At 61.6% G+C, this 18,644-nt stretch carries 15 protein-coding genes; 7 read left to right on the top strand and 8 right to left on the bottom strand.

The features are described 5' to 3' along the window. Positions 1 to 65: 65 nt before the first annotated feature. From AB8A50_RS16380 to AB8A50_RS16370, 3 genes are all read left to right on the top strand, one after another. The gene (locus AB8A50_RS16380) at positions 66 to 1,076 is read left to right on the top strand and encodes a class 1 fructose-bisphosphatase (RefSeq protein WP_093757072.1); all 1,011 of its coding nucleotides are present in this window, start codon (positions 66 to 68) and stop codon (positions 1,074 to 1,076) included. 141 nt (positions 1,077 to 1,217) lie between these two features. Further along, on the top strand, positions 1,218 to 1,541 hold the full coding sequence (locus tag AB8A50_RS16375) for a hypothetical protein (protein ID WP_439078314.1): 324 nt from the start codon (positions 1,218 to 1,220) through the stop codon (positions 1,539 to 1,541). A 208-nt stretch (positions 1,542 to 1,749) separates the two neighbouring features. Then, positions 1,750 to 3,447 carry a thiamine pyrophosphate-binding protein gene (locus tag AB8A50_RS16370; protein ID WP_439078313.1) on the top strand — a complete coding sequence of 566 codons (1,698 nt, stop codon included), beginning with the start codon at positions 1,750 to 1,752 and terminating at the stop codon, positions 3,445 to 3,447. Positions 3,448 to 3,582: 135 nt separating this feature from the next. Here the strand turns inward: AB8A50_RS16370 and AB8A50_RS16365 are convergent, their stop codons facing one another. Both AB8A50_RS16365 and AB8A50_RS16360 read right to left on the bottom strand, forming a co-directional pair. Continuing rightward, positions 3,583 to 4,230, bottom strand: coding sequence for an alpha/beta hydrolase (locus tag AB8A50_RS16365; RefSeq protein ID WP_439078312.1), 648 nt, complete (start codon positions 4,228 to 4,230; stop codon positions 3,583 to 3,585). Next, positions 4,227 to 5,168, bottom strand: coding sequence for a ring-cleaving dioxygenase (locus AB8A50_RS16360; protein ID WP_439078311.1), 942 nt, complete (start codon positions 5,166 to 5,168; stop codon positions 4,227 to 4,229). Before AB8A50_RS16360 ends, AB8A50_RS16365 begins: the two co-directional genes overlap by 4 nt. Positions 5,169 to 5,296: 128 nt before the next feature. Here AB8A50_RS16360 and AB8A50_RS16355 point away from each other — a divergent pair, with 128 nt between their 5' ends. Next, complete coding sequence (locus AB8A50_RS16355) at positions 5,297 to 6,208, top strand: LysR substrate-binding domain-containing protein (RefSeq protein ID WP_439078310.1); 912 nt, start codon at positions 5,297 to 5,299, stop codon at positions 6,206 to 6,208. Here AB8A50_RS16355 and AB8A50_RS16350 read toward each other — a convergent pair. From AB8A50_RS16350 to AB8A50_RS16335, 4 genes are all read right to left on the bottom strand, one after another. Further along, entirely contained in the window at positions 6,205 to 8,283 is a 2,079-nt protein-coding gene (locus AB8A50_RS16350; RefSeq protein ID WP_439078309.1) for an ATP-dependent helicase, read from the bottom strand. The two genes, AB8A50_RS16355 and AB8A50_RS16350, sit on opposite strands and share 4 nt — an antisense overlap. 201 nt (positions 8,284 to 8,484) lie before the next feature. Beyond that, positions 8,485 to 10,446, bottom strand: coding sequence for a methyl-accepting chemotaxis protein (locus AB8A50_RS16345; protein ID WP_439064981.1), 1,962 nt, complete (start codon positions 10,444 to 10,446; stop codon positions 8,485 to 8,487). A gap of 194 nt (positions 10,447 to 10,640) precedes the next feature. Then, positions 10,641 to 11,045 carry a response regulator gene (locus AB8A50_RS16340; protein WP_439078308.1) on the bottom strand — a complete coding sequence of 135 codons (405 nt, stop codon included), beginning with the start codon at positions 11,043 to 11,045 and terminating at the stop codon, positions 10,641 to 10,643. Positions 11,046 to 11,109: 64 nt separating this feature from the next. After that, positions 11,110 to 11,805 (bottom strand): Crp/Fnr family transcriptional regulator, encoded by a 696-nt coding sequence (locus tag AB8A50_RS16335; RefSeq protein ID WP_120287070.1) that lies wholly within the window; start codon positions 11,803 to 11,805, stop codon positions 11,110 to 11,112. A gap of 225 nt (positions 11,806 to 12,030) precedes the next feature. On the opposite strand from AB8A50_RS16335, the gene AB8A50_RS16330 reads away from it, so the two are divergent. Together AB8A50_RS16330 and AB8A50_RS16325 are read left to right on the top strand one after the other, a co-directional pair. Next, positions 12,031 to 12,819 carry an ABC transporter ATP-binding protein gene (locus AB8A50_RS16330; RefSeq protein WP_439079986.1) on the top strand — a complete coding sequence of 263 codons (789 nt, stop codon included), beginning with the start codon at positions 12,031 to 12,033 and terminating at the stop codon, positions 12,817 to 12,819. Continuing rightward, positions 12,816 to 14,339: a permease gene (locus AB8A50_RS16325; protein WP_439078307.1), complete on the top strand. Its 1,524-nt coding sequence runs from the start codon at positions 12,816 to 12,818 to the stop codon at positions 14,337 to 14,339. Before AB8A50_RS16330 ends, AB8A50_RS16325 begins: the two co-directional genes overlap by 4 nt. A 62-nt stretch (positions 14,340 to 14,401) precedes the next feature. Here AB8A50_RS16325 and AB8A50_RS16320 read toward each other — a convergent pair whose 3' ends face one another. Then, complete coding sequence (locus AB8A50_RS16320; RefSeq protein WP_231079354.1) at positions 14,402 to 15,250, bottom strand: transglutaminase-like domain-containing protein; 849 nt, start codon at positions 15,248 to 15,250, stop codon at positions 14,402 to 14,404. Between the two features lie 143 nt (positions 15,251 to 15,393). Continuing rightward, positions 15,394 to 17,499 (bottom strand): glycogen debranching protein GlgX, encoded by a 2,106-nt coding sequence (glgX, locus tag AB8A50_RS16315; protein WP_231079355.1) that lies wholly within the window; start codon positions 17,497 to 17,499, stop codon positions 15,394 to 15,396. Positions 17,500 to 17,626: 127 nt separating this feature from the next. Between glgX and rocF the strand changes: the two genes are divergently transcribed. Then, entirely contained in the window at positions 17,627 to 18,595 is a 969-nt protein-coding gene (gene rocF / locus AB8A50_RS16310; protein ID WP_184511930.1) for an arginase, read from the top strand. Positions 18,596 to 18,644 lie beyond the last annotated feature (49 nt).

The raw sequence follows: 18,644 nt of genomic DNA, 5'->3' as shown, positions 1-18,644 counted from the left end.
CCATTCCCGGGCCTTCCGGACGCGGCCATGTGCCAGAAGAAGCCCAGTATTTTGCGGAGATTGCGATGACCGACCACATGCCCCTGTCCCGATATACGGCTGACTACGCCGGACAGGACCCGCTGCGGCTGGCCGTGGCTGCTGCGGTCGATGCCTTCGCCAAGGCCTCCATCGAAATCTCCGACCTGATCGGCTGCGGCGCGCTGGCCGGGATCACCGGCGAGGCGCAGGGAGCGCAGAATGCCGATGGCGACGTGCAGAAGGATCTCGATGTCCGCGCCGACGAGATTGTTCGTACCGCGCTGAAGCCGGTGTCCTGGGCCGCGCTGGCCTCCGAGGAAGCCGAGACGGCGGATATCCGCGACGGCGGCGGGCTGCTGGAGATCGCCTACGATCCGCTCGACGGATCGTCGAATATCGAAACCAATATGACCGTCGGAACGATCTTCTCGATCATGCCGACGTCGAAGGACGCTGTGCCGTTCACGCAGAAGGGCAGCGCGCAGATTGCTGCCGGCTTCGTCGTCTATGGTCCGCAGACATCGCTGGTCCTCACGCTTGGTGATGGCGTCGAAATCTTCACGCTCGATCGCGCCGCTGGGAGCTACAAGCGCATTCGCCAGCGCGTGCAGATCCCGGCCGAGTGCTCGGAATATGCCATCAATGCGTCCAACCATCGCCACTGGGAAGCGCCGGTGCGCGACTTCGTCGAAGAGTGCCTCGCCGGCGTCGATGGCCCGCGTGGCAAGAATTTCAACATGCGCTGGATCGCAGCACTGGTCGCCGAGGCTTATCGCATCCTGATCCGGGGCGGCGTGTTTCTCTATCCGTCCGATGCGCGCAAGGGCTATGCCGATGGCCGGCTGCGTCTCGTCTATGAAGCGCATCCGATGGCCTTCATCGTCGAACAGGCCGGCGGCGGCGCGACCACGGGCCGTACCCGTATTCTCGATCTTGCGCCGACGGCAATCCATCAGCGCGTGCCGTTGATCATGGGTTCGATCAGCAAGGTGAGACGTATCGAGACCATGCATCTCGATGCCAGCGCGGGACAAGCGCAGGCTGCAGCTGAATAGCGGTGTGCGCACGATACATCCTGTTTTGAGCCATTCAAAACATGACAGGCTTGAGGGCTTCTAAGTCCAACCAGCCCGAAACAAGTTGAGCATGATGTGGCCGCGGCCTAGACAAACGCAGGGGTCGCAAAGGATACGCGCATGCTTCCGCAGCAGGTCAAGGTCTCCGATATCACCGATGAGAATTCGGCACAGACCTATCTCAACCAGGCCATCATGACGACGTTCTGCCGCGTACTCGACAGTTCGCGTCTGCCGCCCGATGTGGTGATGCGTCTTCTGGCCACCGCGATCGGCGCGACCTATCGCGAAGTTGCTGCTGCCCATCAGGACGGCCAGTGCCCCTGCGGATGGCGCCCGGTCCCGGATGCCGATATCGAGGCCCTGCGATCGTCGCTTGAAGACGCGGCTGCGCCGAAGATGGCAGACGATCTGCACAGTATGGTGATCGCCGGACGGGCGTAACCGCCGGCCGATCTGCCCTGAAATAAGGCTGCATTTGCGCGAAATGGGCCACTGCGGATCACCGCAGAAGGCAATTCTGCGTCTGTTCCGCTCTCCCGATCACGTGATTGGGCCAGCGCGATCGACATATGGCAATCCCTTTAAACCTAAACTACTTTGGCCCGATCCTTGAATGTCGAGGAGATCGCGATCGGTGCAAAGTGACCTCATGACATCCTCATCCGCTGCAGTTCTCGACCACACCCCGGCCAATTCGACCGTCTGGCGCGAAGTCGCACGCGCGATCGCCGATATCGGTGCCAAGCGCTGTTTCGGCCTCGTGGGCGGCGCAAACTTCAAGGTAACGCTCGGATTGACCGAGTTCGGTGTCGAGTTTGTCGCTGCGCGCCACGAAGGCGGCGCGGTGAGCATGGCCGATGTGGCTGCGCGTCTCACGCGCGATCTCACGATCGTCAGCGTAACGGCGGGGCCGGGTCTGACCAATGCGATCACCGGCATCGGCGAAGCCGCCAAGAGCGACACGCCATTGCTCGTTCTCGCAGGCGACGTGGTGCTCGGCGACAAGCAGTCGGCATTTGCCTTCAATCAGTCGGAACTCGTTCACGCGGTCGGCGGCGAGTGGCGGCAGATCGCCGATGCGCAGAGCGCGTATGCCGACACCTGGAAGGCCGCGTCGTTGGCGCTGCGCGAGCGCAAGCCGGTCGTGCTCAGCCTGCCGATCAATGTGCAGGAGATGCCGGTCACGGCGACGATGGGCAAGAAGCATTTGCCTATCATGCCGCGGGTCACGATTAATCCGGCGAAGCTGGATGAACTTGTTGCGACGATCCGGACGTCGAAACGGCCGCTGATTCTGGCGGGTCATGGCGCTGTCGTGGCCGATGCGCAGCCGCTGCTGGTTCAACTGGCCGACAAACTTGGCGCGTTGCTGGCGACGTCGTTGCAGGCGCATGGGATGTTTTCCGGTCATCCGTGGAATCTCGGCGTGGCCGGAGGCTTCTCCTCGAAAGCAACGGCTGAGCTGATCGCGCAGAGCGACATGATCCTCGCCTTCGGCATGTCGCTGAACATGTGGACCACGAAGAAGGGCAAGCTGATCTCGGACTATGCTCAGCTCGTGCAGATTGATGTCGAGAAAGGCCGCATCGGCGTGCATCGCCCCGTCGATCTCGAGCTCGAAGGCGATGCCTCCGCTGTGGCCACTGCCGTGTTGCAAGCGTTTGACAAGACGCCGCCCAGCGAGGCCGGCTGGCGGACGCCAGAGGTTGCCGCGGTGATGACTGCCAGGGGCAACCATAATCTGGCCTATGACGACACCAGCACTGCCGACCACATCGATCCGCGCACGCTGAGCAAGGCGATGGACGATATCCTGCCGAAGGATCGCACCGTCGTTGTCGATGGCGGCCATTTCGTCGGCTGGGTGACGCGCTATATTTCCGCGCCGGACCACAAGGGTTGGTGCATTCCGATTGCGTTCCAGTCCATCGGTCTCGGCCTTGCCGGCGCGATCGGTGCGGCAGTGACGCAGCCGGAGCGGCTGACTGTGCTGGCCGTCGGCGATGGCGGTTTCCTGATGTCGATCGCGGAACTTGAGACCGCGGTGCGGCTGAAGAAGCGCATCTGCATCTTTATCTATAACGACAGCGCCTATAGCGCCGAAGTGCATCACTTCGGGCCGGAAGGCTACAACGCCGGCATGGCGCAATTCCCGGTGACCGACTTTGCGGCCATCGCGCGCGGATATGGCGCCGATGGCGTTGTTGTGCGGACGCTCGCTGATCTCGATGCGGTAAAGCGTTGGGTTGCCGATGGCGCGCAGGGGGTGTTCATCGTCGACGGCCGGATCAATCCGAAGCTGATCGCGGATTGGTACAGCGAAATGTTTAGCGGCGCGAACCTCTAACGAATTTCCTATGCAAATCTCTCCCCACGTCGTGGCCGGGCTTGTCCCGGCCACCCACGCCTTGTTGTGCGTGAACGAAGACGTGGATGCCCGGGACAAGCCCGGGCATGACGGAGTGAATGGGGCGATGAAAAGTTAAACGGCCACGCTCGTTGGCTGTCTCGCCACCTCAAGATTCCCCAACCATTCCTTCGCAATCGTGAGATCTGCCTGCGAAAGCTGATGGCCAACCGGCAGCGTGCGATGCTGCACATCGGCCCCCGCCTTTGTCAGCATCACGGCAAGCCGCTGCGAATTGCTCGGCGGGATGATCGGATCGGATTGGCCCGACACGATCAGTACCGGCTTGCCAGCGAGATCTGCCACCGGTGGTTCATGTAGAGGGACCATCGCCCGCAACAATATGCCGCCGGCCAGCGCCTCGGGGCGCAACAGCATCATTGCCGCGGCGATATTGGCGCCGTTGGAATAGCCGAGCGCGATCGGTGCTTTGAGCCCGTAGCGCTTGCGGGCTTCGACTACGAAGTCTGCAAGGTCATTGGCGCGACGCCGAACGTCGTCCTCATCGAACACGCCTTCGGCGAGCCGGCGGAAGAAGCGCGGCATGCCGTGCTCCAGCACCTGACCGCGGGGCGACAGCAATGCTGCGCCGGGCGCAATCGCCTCGCCGAGCGGCAGCAGATCGCTTTCATCGCCGCCAGTGCCATGCAGCAGCAGGAGCGATGTTGCTTCGTGCCGGTTGCCCGGCACGAAGCGATGGATGTGGGACAGGTCGTTGCTCATGACGCCACCTTTTCGGTATCAAGCGACGGCAATACGCGCTCGATCTCGCCGCGATGCTTTTCGAGAAACGCGGGCAGTTTCAGATGCTCGCCGAGGGATTCGACGGGCTCGTCCACGGCGAAGCCGGGGATGTCGGTCGCAATCTCGAACAGCACGCCGCCGGGTTCGCGGAAATAGACCGAGCGGAAGTAGTTACGGTCCTTCTGCTCCGTCGGCTGCTGGCCGTGGGTCTTCACCAGCTTGTTGGCCATCACCTGCTGATCGGCATCATCGACGGCGCGGAAAGCGACGTGATGCACCGAGCCACGACCCTGACGACCCGGCAGGAAACCGCCGGCCTCGTAGATGTCGACAATGCCACCTTCGACACTGTCGGCACTCAGCCGGATGATCGAACCTTCACGTGCGGTTTCCTTGAAGCCGAACACGTCGGTGAGGATCGCGCTGGTCTTCTCGGCCTTCTCCAGCAGAAGCGTCACGCCATGGAAGCCTCGGATCGCGTGCTCCGCCGGAACGTCGCCATTGCTCCAACCGGGCTCGTTCTCCGCGCCGGCAACGCCGACCAGAGCGAGGCTCATGCCGTCCGGATCGGTGAAGGGCAGCACGGCTTGGCCGAAGCGCTTTTCGAGCGCCTCATGGGCAATGCCCTTCTCGATGAAGCGATGCGTCCAGTAGCCGAGCGAGCGGGCCGGGACCCGGAACGAAGTCTGCTGGGTTTGGCCCACGCCGCCACGGCCGGGGGCCGCATGCTCCCACGGGAAGAAGGTCAGGATGGTGCCCGGCTTGCCGGTCTCATCGCCGTAGTAGAAGTGGTAGGTGCCCGGATCGTCGAAATTGACGGTCTTCTTGACGAAGCGCATGCCGAGCGCGCGGGTGTAAAAATCGAAATTCCGCAAGGCGTTACCGGCGATTGCGGTGACATGGTGGATGCCTGACATGGTCTGTCTCCTGGTTAGGAAGGCGTCTCGTCTTCCGTTGCCGGGATAATTGGGTCATCCCCGTTCAAAGACAATCTGGCCATTTGTGACATGACTGTCTATGAATTGGGGACAGTCGGGAATGCTCCATGGATAAGCTCAACAGCCTGCGCGCCTTCGTCAAAGTCGTCGAACTCGGCAGCTTCTCCGAAGCAGGGCGGCAGCTGCGACTGTCGCGCTCGGCGATCTCGAAATATGTCGGCGAGCTCGAACAGGACCTCGGCGTGCAATTGCTCAACCGCACCACGCGCCATGCCAGCGCGACCGAGAACGGTCAGGCCTATTTCGAGCGCGCGCTGACCATCCTCGCCGATCTCGAAGCCGCCGATCAGGCGGTGGCGCAGGCGCAGTCGACGCCGCGCGGATTGCTACGCGTCAATGCGCCGATGTCATTCGGCACGCTGCAGCTCGGGCCTGCCATTGCCGACTTCATGGCGCAGTGCCCAGAGTTGCAGATTCAACTCGTGCTGTCGGACGATCAGGTCGACCCGATGCAGGGCGGTTTCGACGTGACGCTTCGCATCGCCGATCTGGAGTCTTCAAGTCTCATCGCGCGAAAAATCGTCGCCATCGATCGCGCGGTTTGTGCGTCGCCGGACTATCTCAAGCAACATGGCACACCGAAGCTGCCGGAGGATCTGCGCAGCCACGCGCTGCTCACCTATGGCTTCCTACTCACGGGCAATCAGTGGAAGCTGACCGGCAGGGATGGCAACGATCACTGGATCCAGCCGAGCTGGACGCTCTGCGTCAACAATGCTGAAGTACTGCGCGATGCCGCGATCAAGGGCAGGGGCGTCGCGCTGCTGCCGACCTTCATTGCCGGCGACGCGTTGCGTGCGGGGACGTTGCGCAGTGTACTCTCCGCCTACAAGGCGCCGCCGCTGACGCTCTATGCGATCTATCCGCCCACGCGGCATCTCGCCGTAAAAGTGCGGCTGTTCATCGATTTCCTGGTGGCGCGCTTCAGCGGCGTGCCGGAGTGGGATGAGAAGCTCTAGCGCCAGATCGCACGCATCCGCGAATTGATGTCCATACGCACGCCCTGTGCTGCCGCACGCGCCGGATCTGCCGCAGCCACCTGCGGCCAGGTCGTGCGTTCGAACAGGCCGAGCAGCGCTTCGGGAATGAAGCGGGTGCGCGACGCATAGACGTGTCGGTCACCTTGTGCGTGCTGGCCGTGGGTGAAGAAACGCTGCGGTACCATCAGATGCAGATCGTCCTTGGCGCGCGTCATCGCCACGTAGAGCAGCCGGCGCTCTTCCTCGATCTCCGCCGATGTCCCGGTGCCCAAATCCGACGGCATGCAGCCATCGACCACATTCAGCACATAGACAGACTTCCATTCCTGCCCTTTGGCGGAATGGATGGTCGAGAGGATCAGATAGTCCTCGTCGAGCAGCGGCACGCCGGACTGATCGCTGGTCGCGTCAGGCGGATCGAGCGTGAGTTCGGTGAGAAAACGTTCGCGCGACGGATAGCCTGACGCGATCGCTTCGAGCTGGATCAGATCGGCGCGACGCGTCAGCGAATCCTCATGAATGCGATCGAGATGCGGCTCATACCAGCGCCGCGCCAGTTCCAGTTCGGCGGGCCAGCCCGCACGGCGTGACTTGATCTCGCCGATGACCTCGACAAAGCCGCGCCAGTCGGCTGCTGCGCGGGGCGGGGCCGGCGCGTGAGCGAGGGCGTCGATCGGATCGGGTGCCGCGATCATGTGATCCAGCGCGCGCTGTGCGGAAGCTGGTCCCACACCGGGTAGCAATTGCATCAGCCGGAAACCGGCGACGCGGTCACGTGGGTTCTCCACGAAACGCAGCAGCGCCAGCATGTCCTTCACATGCGCGGCGTCGAGAAACTTCAGGCCGCCAAATTTGACGAATGGAATGTTCCGCCGCGTCAGCTCCACTTCGAGTGATCCGCTGTGCGACGACGTCCGGAACAGCACGGCCTGTTCCTTCAGCTTCATGCCGCCTTCGCGATTGTCGAGCACACGCGCAACGATGGCGCGGGCCTGATCGGTCTCGTCCCGGATGGTGACGAGTTGCGGCTTGGCGGAGGAGACGCGATCGGTCCAGAGATTCTTCGTATAGCGTTCACGCGCGAGATCAATCACGCCATTGGCCGCCGCCAGGATCGGTTGCGTCGAGCGATAGTTGCGGTCGAGCGTGATGATGTCAGCCGGCGGGCTGAACTGCCCGGGGAAATCCAGAATGTTGCGTACGGTGGCGGCGCGAAACGAATAGATCGACTGCGCGTCATCGCCGACAACGGTGAGGCCCGCCCCGTTGGGCTTCAAAGCCATCAGGATCGCCGATTGCAGGCGATTAGTGTCCTGATATTCGTCCACGAGCACGTGATCGAAGCGACCGCCGATATCGCTAGCCAGTAGCGGTTCGCTCGCCATCTGCGCCCAGTATAGAAGCAGGTCGTCGTAATCGAGCACGTTCTGCTTCTGCTTGGCTTCGACATAGCCGGCGAACAGTTCGCGCAACTCGGCTGACCACGCCGCGCACCACGGATAGGATGCGCCGAGCACCTGATCGAGTTCGGTCTCGGAATTCACGCAGCGGGAATAGATCGCGAGGCATGTGCCTTTTGTCGGGAAGCGCGTCTCGGTTTTGGAGAAGCCGAGTTCGTGCCGGACCAGATTCATCAGGTCGGCGGAATCCTCACGGTCGTGAATGGTGAAACCGGGATCGAGTCCGATTTGTTCGGCATAGTCCCGCAGGAGCCGCGCGCCGATGCCATGGAATGTGCCAGCCCAGGCCAGCGCATCGGTCATGACGCCGGTATTGTCGCCCATCACTTGGCGCGCGATGCGCTCGACGCGGCGGCTCATCTCGTTGGCCGCGCGCCGTGAGAAGGTCATCAGCAGGATGCGGCGCGGATCGGCGCCGTTGACGAGCAGATGCGCCACGCGATGGGCGAGGGTGTTGGTCTTGCCGGAACCGGCACCGGCGATGACCAACAGCGGAGCAGACGTGACGCTGTTCCCATGCGGGAACACGCCATGCTCGACGGCACGGCGTTGTTCTGGATTGAGGGCGTCGAGATAAGAGGCTTGAGCGAGCAAGGCATGTATCCGAGGTGACGAATCACGCTCGCTGATTCCTGCTTTGTTCGCAATGGACGGTTTGAGGCGCTTTTTTCTCAGCTGTCATCACCCGCGAAAGCGGGTGATCCAGTAAACGCGGTTGTTTGCGAAATGCGCTGACGGCGCCTTGTACTGGATCGCCCGGTCAAGCCGGGCGATGACATCCGAATTTGTAGCGGCTTAAGCCGCCCGCACTTCGCGGAGGAACACATCCACCTGCGTGCGGAGGTCTTCGCCGTTGCGTGACAGGTCCGCGGCCGACTCCACCACGCGCGACGCGGCGAGGCCGGTCTCGCGGGCGGCGTCATTGACGCCGGCAATGTTTTGCGAGACCTCGCCGGTGCCGCGGGCGGCTTCGGCGACGTTGCGGGCGATTTCGAGCGTGGCTGCGCCCTGTTCCTCGACGGCGGCGGCGATGGCGCTTGCGATCTCGCTGACGCGGCCGATGGTCGAGGTAATGCTCTGGATCGAACCCACCGAGAGCTTCGTGGCACTCTGAATCGCGCCGACCTGTGCCGAGATTTCGTCCGTTGCCTTCGACGTCTGGGTGGCCAGTGCCTTCACTTCGGATGCGACGACGGCGAAGCCGCGGCCGGCTTCACCTGCGCGGGCCGCTTCGATGGTGGCATTGAGTGCGAGCAGGTTGGTTTGCGCGGCGATCTCGCTAATCAGCTTGACGACGTCACCGATCTTCTGCGCGGCCTCCGCAAGGCTCTGCACTTCGCTATTGGTGACGTTGGCCTGCGATACCGCATCGCCGGCGACGCGGGCAGATTCGTTGACCTGCTGTGCGATCTCGCTGATCGAGGCGTTGAGCTCCTCGATAGCAGCGGCGACTGCCTGAGCGCTCTGCGTGGCCTCCTCGGATGCTGCCGCGACAGCTGCGGTCTGCCGGGTGGATTCCTCGGCGGTGGCCGCCATCGATTGCGCGGTGTTGCGGAGTTCGCCGGCAGCCGAACCGACGGCGGTGACTACGGTACCAACGCTGCCCTCGAAGCGCGAGGCGAGAGCACTCATGGTGTCGCGGCGATCAAGCTGGGCGCGCTCGCGCTGCTCTTCCTGGGCGGCGCGCAGCTGCTCGGTTTCGATCAGCCCGGTCTTGAAGATTTCGACGGCGCCGGCCATCGAGCCGATCTCGTCCTTGCGGCCTGCACCCGGCACCGCGATCGTGTGATTACCGCCCGCAATGGTCCGCATCGCAGTTTCGAGTGCGCGGATCGGCTTCGCCATCGAGCGGCCCATGAAGGTTGCGATGGCACCGGCGAGCAGCAGCACGCAGGCAGAAATGATGGCCAGCCAATTCAGCGAGGATCGCATCAGGCTGTGATATCCGCTGGTATCACGGGTGATTTCGAAGACGGCGATGTTGTCGCCCGAAAAGCTCTTGATTGCGCCGAAGGTCGTGGCAACGGGCTTGTTGTCGAGTTCGCCATATTGGGTCACAACTTCGCCGGCAAGCGCGCGACGCAGCATATCGACACCCGGAGCAGCCGACTTCAGGGTGGACGCCAGCGTCTTGCCGGCCTGGCCGTCGATCTGGTGAATGCCGACATCGACACCGAAACGCGACTTCATGGTGTCGACGAAAGTCTTGCCGAACGGAGCGCCGACATCGATCGTGCCGAGAATGGTATCACCATCCATCGCCGGTGCTACGCCAAAGACGTTGAGCGCATCACGGCCGGGCTCGATGCCGCCGACCGACTTCTTGCTGGTCATCGCCTGCACCACCATCTTGCGGCGCTCGGAAACGTTGTCTCCGAAGGTGCCGGGATTGTGGATGCGGGCGAAGCTGATGGCCGGCGGTGTTTGAATGGTGATCAGTTCGAGGCCGCGCGGCTTGATACGCTGATGGGCCTCCTTCAGGTTCGCGAGCGCACTGGCACGATCGTTCGCCTTGATGGCGTCCTTGATCGGCTGTGACGACGCGATCGACTCGGCAACTGCGAGCAGCGTGCGCGTTTCGGCATTCAGCGCTGCCGTGAGATTGGCGTAGTCATCATGCGCTTCGCGACTAAGGGCTGTATCGATGATCGCCTGTTGCTGCCACATGCTGAAGGCAGCGAGCGCGCCGCACGATCCGGCAGCGACGAGCGTGATGGCGACAATCATACGTGCTGAAATAGAATTGAGTGCTTGCATCGACATGCCCCTTGGACCGCGACAAGCAATTTTGCTGCGGCACTGAAATTCCACGTGAAAATAGGGAAGCCGAGTGAAGGAGCCCTTAATTACCTCTGATGTGTAGGTATCCTGGTATCATGATTCCATTATGCCGCAGCAGATTTTGGCTTCGGGCGATGCCAGCATCAGTCGTGATCGAATGTGCGACGATACTAGTGGAGCCGAGACGAGCCATTCCCCGGCGCAAGGCACCGGTCCACATGCGAGAGAAGAACCGCCGATTTGAGGGGCTTCTGGAGGCGACAGACGGCGCCGAGCTCGGTGGACATCGCGAGAAAATCGGGCGCGGACACGCCTGCCGGTGAGGGCGCGTGACCTGACATGACGATGATCGGGATCTCTGGGCGGCACCGATGCGCCAGCTTCATCGTCTCCAGCCCGTTCATCCCGGGCATGAAGATATCGATGATGAGCAGATCGAAATCGGCGTTGCGGAGAATGTGGCGCGCGCGCGGGCCGTCACTCGCGCAGGTGACGCGGTGTCCTTCGCGCTCAAGCATCAATTTGGTGAATATCTGAACGACCTTGTCATCGTCGACGATCAGGATGCTTGCCATCTGCCGGTCCCCCGGATGCCGTCGCGCCAGTGCGGAGCATGGTTGTCTGGTTACGCACGCATCGCTACATGCCACGTTGCAAATGTGGCTTCTCGTTAAACGCCGCATCGAGCAGCGATCTGTGGACCTGAATATGTCCGTCATAGCTGACGAAGCCGAGCTTGCGAAACTTGTTCATGAAGAAGCTGACGCGCGACCGCGTGGTGCCGATCATCTCCGCCAGCATTTCCTGACTGATGTCGATATCGATGGGATGGCTGGCACCTCCCTCGCCATAGTGAGCGAGGATCAGCAACAGGCGCGCGAGGCGCTTCTCGCTTGAATTGAACAACTGATCGATCAAGTCTTCTTCGATGCGGTTGTTGCGCGACAGAAGATAGGCGACGAAGAATTCTGCGAAAGCCGGCTCGTCGCGCAGATGGGCGAGCATCACCGACTTGTTGATGGTAACGATGGTGCAGTCTTCCATCGCCGTCGTTGTGACGGTGCGCAGCGGATGACCATTCAGGCAACCCTCACCCAGGAACTGTCCGGGTTCGAGCAGGCCGACGACAGCTTCCTTGCCTTGTTCGGACAGGACCGTGAGCTTGATACGTCCACTCAGGATGTAGCAAACAGAATCTGCCGTCTCACCCTGACAAAAGATGTTCTGGTTTTTCTTGTAGTCGGTCGTAACCCTTCCGATGCCGGGACAGGTCAGAAAATACGGCGCATCGAACTCGGCTACAGCAGGAACCTTCAAGGCAGCTAGCCGTGTCATCGCGAATCTCCGGAGATCGATCTTTGCAGGTCAGCGTAAATCTATTCAAGGTTGTATTGTTCCCGCCAGATCTAGTTAAATTGCCGGTATAAGAGATCAAAACGCACATGCGTGAGTGGGAGGATTGATGGGGTCATCAATCCCGATGTGCATATAGATACCACCAGGCGCGTGAGGCGGCGTAGTTACGTCATCGGATTCACTGCCTTGAAACAACTTCCCTCCATGTTGCTACGCAACTTAACGCGCAGATCGTCTGTCATGTCCGCAACACACGCTGCCCTAGAATTACGAGGGTTAACGAAACGTTTCGATCGGCCAGCTGTCGACGGACTCGATCTCACGGTTCGTGCTGGCGAATTCTATGCGCTGCTGGGTGCCAACGGAGCCGGCAAGACGACGACATTGCGCATGGTCGCTGGATTGCTGCGTCCCGATGCCGGATCGGTGTCGGTACTTGGTATCGACGCGCTCGCCGATCCCGTTGCGGCAAAGCAGATCATGGCCTGGGTCTCTGACGAGCCGATGATCTATGACAAGCTGACGCCGCTCGAATATCTCGAATTCGTTGCCGGTCTATGGGGCTGCGATGCTGAAACAGCAGAGCGCACGTCGCATGGATTGTTGGCATCGCTAGGTCTTGGTCCACATCTGCATGAGCGATGCGAAGGCTTCTCCAAGGGGATGCGCCAGAAGGTGGCGCTGGCCGGCGCACTGGTGCACGAACCTCGGCTGATCATTCTCGATGAACCTTTGACCGGGCTCGATGCCGTGTCGGCGCGTCATGTCAAAGGCCTGCTGCAGGATCGGGTGCGCTCCGGCTGCACGGTGATCATGACCACGCATATTCTCGAAGTCGCCGAACGCATGGCCGACCGGATCGGCGTGATCGCCGCAGGCAGGCTGATCGCCGAAGGTACGCTTGCCGAATTGCGTCAGCAGAACGGACAGGGCGACACCAGCCTCGAGGACATGTTCGTGGCGCTGGTGGACGGCGCGCCGGTTGCCGCATGACACCATCCGCCAGCGTGATGTGGTTTGCCGGCCATGAAGTCCGGCTGGCGTGGCGAGAGATGCTGGGCATGCTCACGGCGGGCCGTCGCTGGCGTCCGCGCAGCGTTTCGCTTCTGCTGATTGTCTTCGTGATCTTCCTGCATTTGCCGGCTTATGCGGTGGTCGGCCGTTTCGCAGATGTGCAGACGCCGCTCGATCAATCGACAGCGATTGTCATCACCGCCAGTATCTTCCTCGCCTGGGCGCTCGTTCTGTCGCAGGCGATCGAGTCCGTCACCCGCGTATTCTACGCGCGCGCCGATCTCGATCTCATCATGTCGTCGCCGGCGCCGCTCACCAACCTGTTCTCCGTCCGCATCGCGGCCATCGCTTTGACAGTGACCCTGATGGCGGTGCTGCTGGCGACGCCGTTTGTCAACGTACTGGTGATTGGCGGCGGTGCACGCTGGTTCTCCGCCTATGCCGTCGTCATCGCGATGGGCCTTTCTGCATCGGCGTGCGCCATCGCCATCACCGTCGGATTGTTTCAGCTCTGCGGTCCTGCGAAGACACGACTGGTCGCGCAGATTATTTCAGCTGTGACGGGCGCAGGCTTTGTCATCGCATTGCAGGTTGCGGCGATTCTCTCTTACGGCACGCTGTCGCGTTTCGCCGTGCTGACCTCCGATGCCGCAGCCGCCTTTGCACCTGAAGCGAACAGCATCGTGTGGTGGCCCGCGCGCGCGATGCTTGGCGATATCGCAGCACTGGTGCCGCTGCTGGCGGCCGGGTTGATCCTGCTTGGCATCACGATGGCGATCTTCTCGCCGCGATTCAGCAGCTACGTGGCCAGTGCCGTGCCATTGGCGCAAGTTCGTCGCAAGAAAGTCGCAAGACCGTTCCGGACGGGATCCCGGCGTAACGCCTTGCGTCGTAAAGAGTTTATCCTGTTGTGGCGCGATCCGTGGCTGGTCTCGCAAACGCTGATGCAACTGCTGTATCTGCTGCCGCCGGCCCTGATGCTGTGGCGCAGCTTCGGCGAGGGCGCCGGCGCCTTCATCGTGCTGGCGCCGGTGATCGTGATGGCGGCCGGTCAGCTCGCCGGCGGCCTGGCCTGGCTGACGATCTCCGGTGAGGACGCCGCGGATCTGGTGACGACCGCACCGCTTCCGGCAAACACGATCATCACGGCCAAGGTCGAAGTCGTGCTGGTGATCATCGCCGTCGTGTTCACGCCGATGGTCGCAGGTCTGGCGCTGGTCTCGCCGCGGCTGGCGGCAGTGACAGCGCTGGCGACCGTCGTGGCCGCGGGATCGGCTACCGCCATCCAGCTCTGGTTCAGGGTGCAGGCGCGGCGCAGCCAGTTCAGGCGACGTCAGACGTCATCGCGCATTGCGACCTTCGCCGAAGCTTTCTCGTCGATCGGCTGGGCTGCGACAGCGGCGCTGGCACTGGTGCTGCCGATTGCCTCTGTGATCTCGGGTGCCATGACGGCAGGTCTCATGGCGCTGACGTGGAAGATCAGTCCTGTCAGGACCTGAAGCAACAAAGCCATCCGCGGATACGGGTGGCTTTGAAACTAACAACGGTCTCGAGACGACGATCAGGCCACCATCGACATCGGCGCGATGGCGGGGGTGGCTTCGCTAAAAACCTCTTCCGTGACCACGGTAAAACGCACCAGCGGCGTCGGGCCGAAATTGGTGGAGATAGCGACGTCAGCAGCGTCGCGACCGCGGGCCATCACGATGCGCCCGATGCGCGGATGATTGTGACGCGCATCGAAGGTGTACCACTTGTTTCCGAGATAGACTTCGAACCAGGCGCTGAAGTCCATCGGCGCGGGATCGATGGGCACGCCGATATCACCGAGATAGCCGGTGCAGTAGCGCGCTGGAATGTTCATGCAGCGGCACAGCGTGACGGCCAGATGAGCAAAGTCACGGCAAACGCCGATGCGTTCCTCATGCCCTTCGAAGGCGGTGCGATCGTTGCGGGCATGGTGATAGCCGAACTCGATGCGCTGATGCGCGTAATCGACAATGGCCTGAACGCGCGCCGCGCCGTCTTCGATATGGCCGAACAGCGACCAGGCAAGATCTGACAGCTTCTGCGTGTCGCAATAGCGGCTGCCGAGCAGGAAGACCATGACATCGTCAGGCAGTTCGCCAACCGCCTGCAACGGCCCTGATGGCGGAGCTGCATCCGGCAGTCCGCTATCGGAGATGAGAAAGTCATTCTTGATCTCGATCAGCCCGGGCGGCGCGACGATGCGCGTGCAGGTATTGCCGAACATGTCGAGATAGTCGTGCGCCTGTACGTCATGGGAAAACTGGATGCGGTGCGGGCTCTGCAGATCCTTCGCGCGCGAAGGATGGATGCTAAGCATCAGGATCATAGGCGTTTCCTGCAAACACTGGAAAGCGATGTCGTAGCCCGCGCGAATCTTCACTTTTACGTCTCCACTAGCTCGGCAAATCAGGAATTCATCGTTGCCAGACAAGTGTAGTCACCAAACATCGTTCCGAGGTTCAGTGACAGGAATGTGCAGAAAATGTGGGCAGCGAGGCCGCACCAGCCCCGCTGCGCCATAAGCTACTTCTTCAGGGACAACAGCAGCAGCGAGCGGGCGGTCACCTGATACATGTGGCCGAACGGGAAATCCTCGCCACCCTTCGTATCGGGAATGTTGGTATCCACCAGAAGTTCCCAGGCTTGTCCGCCAAACGCCTCAGGCATCGTGAAATCGACCAGTCCTTCGAAGCCGTTGAGAATCATCAGCATGGTCTGATCCTCCGCCGGCTTGTGAATGCCGGTCTTCTGTGCACGGCCGTCCAGCAGCATGCCGAAGCATTTCATGTTGCCGTCTTGCCAATGTGCGTCTTCCATCGGGCCGCCATTGGCGTTGATCCATGTCACGTCGCGAACATCGAGGTCAGGGTCGTGCTCGCCGGTCAGGAAGCGGCTGCGACGCAGGACCGAGCAGCCGCCGAGCAGTTTGATGAGCCGCTTGGTGAAAGCGAGCAGGTCCTTGCCCTCGGTCGTCAGGCTCCAGTTGAACCAGGAAATCTCGCTGTCCTGGCAATAGGCATTGTTGTTGCCGTTTTGTGTGCGGCCGAATTCGTCGCCGCCGAGCAGCATCGGCGTGCCCTGAGAGAACAGCAGCGTCGCCAGCATATTGCGCTTCTGGCGCTCGCGCAGGGCGATGATGGCCTTGTCGTCGGTCGGGCCCTCAACGCCGCAATTCCATGAGGCGTTGTTGGAGGAGCCGTCCTTGTTGTTCTCGCCATTGGCCTCATTGTGTTTCTCGTTGTAACTCGCCCAGTCGTTCAGCGTGAAGCCATCGTGGGCGGTGACGAAATTAATGCTGGCCCAGGCGCGGCGACCCTGATGGTTGAACATGTCCGCAGACGCGACGAGACGCGGTGCCAGAGCCGAGACCGGCGCTTTGCCGCGCCAGAAGTCACGCGCAGTATCCCGAAACTTGTCGTTCCATTCCGCCCAGCCGGGCGGGAAACCGCCGACCTGATAACCACCGGGGCCGATGTCCCAGGGTTCGGCGATCAACTTCACTGTCGTCAGCAATGGGTCCTGATCGACGGCTTTCAGGAAGCCGCTCTGTTCGGTGAAGCCATAGACTTCGCGCGCCAGGATGGTGCCGAGATCGAAGCGGAAGCCGTCGATATGCATCTCCCGCACCCAGTAGCGCAGGCTGTCCGCCACCATCTGGATGACGCGGGCATTGGACAGGTTCACTGTGTTTCCGGTGCCGGTGTCGTTGATGTAATAGCGTGGCTTGTCCGGAAGCAGCCGATAATAACTGGCATTGTCGATGCCCTTGAAGGACAGGGTCGGGCCAAGCTCGTTGCCTTCGGCGGTGTGATTATAGACGACATCGAGGATGACCTCGAGCCCGCCGGCATGCAGCGCTGACACCATCTCCTTGAACTCGCGCAGCGAGTTCGGCACGTCCGACGCGTAGCGCGGATCGGGCGCAAAGAAGCCGATGGAATTGTAGCCCCAGTAGTTCACCAGCTTCTTGTTCAGCAGATAGTCGTCATTGATGAAAGTATGGATCGGAAGCAGCTCGACCGAGGTGATGCCAAGGCCGCAGAGATAATCCACCACAGGCTTGCTGCCGAAGCCGGCATAGGTGCCGCGCAGCTTCTCGGGCACGTCGGGATGCAGCCTGGTGAAGCCCTTGACGTGGGTCTCGTAGATGATGGTCTGGTCCCATGGCACCGGCTGCCGGCCGGCCTCGCCAGCCCAGTCGAAATCGCGATCGACAATCACGCATTTCGGCATGAAGGGCGCCGAGTCGCGCTCGTCGAAGGTGGTGTCGTCGCCGGTTTCCATCTTGTAGCCGAACACGGCCGGATTCCATTCGAGCTGACCGGCATGGGCACGGGCATAGGGATCGAGCAGCAGCTTATTCGGATTGAAGCGATGGCCCTTTTCCGGCTCATAGGGGCCATGGACGCGGTAGCCATAGAAAGTGCCGGGGCTGACGTCGGGGATGTAGCCGTGAAACACCTCGTCGGTATATTCCGGCAGCTCGATTCGCGTTTCCTTGTCGCCGTCGAACAGGCAGACCTCGACCTTGGTGGCGTTGGCGGAGAAGAGCGCGAAGTTGGTGCCCTTTCCGTCCCAATGCGCGCCAAAGGGATAGGGAAGACCTTCTTCGACTACTCTGTTCGTCACGATTGCCCCACTGTCTGGTGATGAAAATGCGCGGGATAACTGCGTCGCCGCATTTCCGTTGCAATGCAATCAGGTTGTTTCGGAATATATCTTGGCCTGCGAGGGTCGCTAGCCCGGAGTTTTGCTTATGACCGACGTCTCCCGTCACAAACGCATCGCATTGCTGGGCGCGCCAGTCGAAGTCGGGGCCTCGCAGCGCGGGACCTTGATGGGGCCGGCGGCCATGCGGACGGCAGGCCTGGGGCCGCTGCTGGAAGAGCTTGGCTTCGAGGTGGAAGACCACGGTGACCTCATGCCACCGTCTGTGCCTCTGTCGACCGATGCGCCGCCGGAGAATGCCAAGCATTACCGTGTGATCCAGAGCTGGATCCAGGCGCTGAGTGCGCGTGCCTACACGCTTGCCAAATCGGGCGCGCTGCCGATCTTCGTGGGCGGTGATCACAGCCTGTCTATGGGATCGGTCAATGGCGTGGCGCGGCACTGGCACGAGCAGGGGCGCGAATTGTTCGTGCTGTGGCTCGACGCGCATGCCGATTACAATACGCCGCACACGACCATCACCGGCAACATGCACGGCATGTCCGCGGCCTTTCTGTGCGGCGAGCCCGGTCTGGATGGATTACTCGGCGCTGAGCCGCGCGCATCGATCAAGCCCGATAATCTCGATCTGTTCGGCATCCGCTCCATCGATAAGCTCGAGAAAGAGCTAGTCCACACGCGCAAGGTGGCCATCGCAGACATGCGGCAGATTGACGAGTTCGGTGTTGGCGTCCTGATCCGCCGCGTCATCGAGCGGGTCAAGGCGCGCAACGGCGTGTTGCATGTGTCCTTCGATGTGGACTTCCTCGATCCCGCGGCAGCGCCCGGCGTTGGCACCATGGTGCCCGGCGGCGCCACCTATCGCGAGGCGCATCTGATCATGGAGCTGCTGCATGATTCCGGGCTGATGTGCTCGCTGGATGTCGTCGAGCTCAATCCGTTTCTCGACGAGCGCGGGCGTACCGCACGGGTGATGGTCGAGCTGGTCGGCAGCCTGTTCGGGCAGCAGATCACCGATCGGCCGACACCGAGCAACGCAATTATACCGCCCGGCTAGCTCGCGGTCGGCAAAACCTCGATTGGTTCCGGGTCTTTGCGCGCGTTAC

Source organism: Tardiphaga sp. 841_E9_N1_2 (assembly GCF_051811065.1).
Classification (GTDB): domain Bacteria; phylum Pseudomonadota; class Alphaproteobacteria; order Rhizobiales; family Xanthobacteraceae; genus Tardiphaga; species Tardiphaga robiniae.
The sequence above is the reverse complement of the archived record's forward strand: the minus strand, read 5'-3'. Positions and strand labels throughout refer to the sequence as shown.